This is a genomic window from Polynucleobacter finlandensis, assembly GCF_018881755.1.
Taxonomy (GTDB): Bacteria; Pseudomonadota; Gammaproteobacteria; order Burkholderiales; family Burkholderiaceae; genus Polynucleobacter; species Polynucleobacter finlandensis.
Map to the genome: position 1 here is coordinate 1 of NZ_JACVPS010000039.1, position 827 is coordinate 827.

Genomic DNA, 827 nt, shown 5'->3' on the forward strand with positions numbered 1-827 from the left:
TATCTAGAGCAGCGTATCGCTATATGCCATTGCCTAGAGATGACGAAGAGCCCCTTAGAGCCGAAGTCATCCGCATGGCCAGCACCTATGGCCGTTACGGTTATAGATTTATTGCGGGCATGATGCGTAACGCTGGTTGGGGGCAAGCGACTACCGCCAAGGTTGCTCGCATCTGGCGGCAAGAAGGCCTAAAGATCCCACAAAAGCAACCTCCTAGAGGCAGACTCTGGTTTAACGATGGCAGCTGTATGAGGTTGCGAGCTACTCATACCAATCATGTTTGGAGTTATGACTTTGTCTTTATCAGGGACGCTTATGGTGGCAAGATCCGGATGCTGACCATGATTGATGAGTTCAGTAGAAAGTGTTTAACGATCCACTGCGCTAGACGAATTGGCTCAATCCAAGTGATTGAACAACTGGCCAACGCCATGATTACTCACGGCATCCCCGAGCACATCCGAAGTGATAATGGCCCAGAATTTATTGCTAAAGAGCTGCGTAGTTGGTTATCTGGCATTGGAGTAAAGACAGCCTACATTGAACCGGGCAGCCCTTGGGAGAATGGCTTTTGTGAAAGCTTTAACGGCACCTTTAGAGACAATCTTTTGGATGGGGAGATCTTCTATAGCTTAAAAGAAGCCCAGATCATCGTGGGGGAGTGGGTTAAGCATTACAACCATGTCAGGCCGCATAGCGCTTTAGGTTACAGACCACCAGCACCCCAAACCCAAGTACCCCAAATAATACAAAATCAACCCATGTTGCTGCAATGATTTACTATAGAAAAACTCTCTTTGGTAGTGGACCTAAATTGACAGCAGTTC

General features: G+C 47.6%; 1 pseudogene. It reads left to right on the forward strand.

From position 1 onward, the window contains the following. A pseudogene (locus tag ICN49_RS11605) lies at window positions 1–728 on the forward strand (IS3 family transposase); the annotation flags it as partial. Window positions 729–827 lie beyond the last annotated feature (99 nt).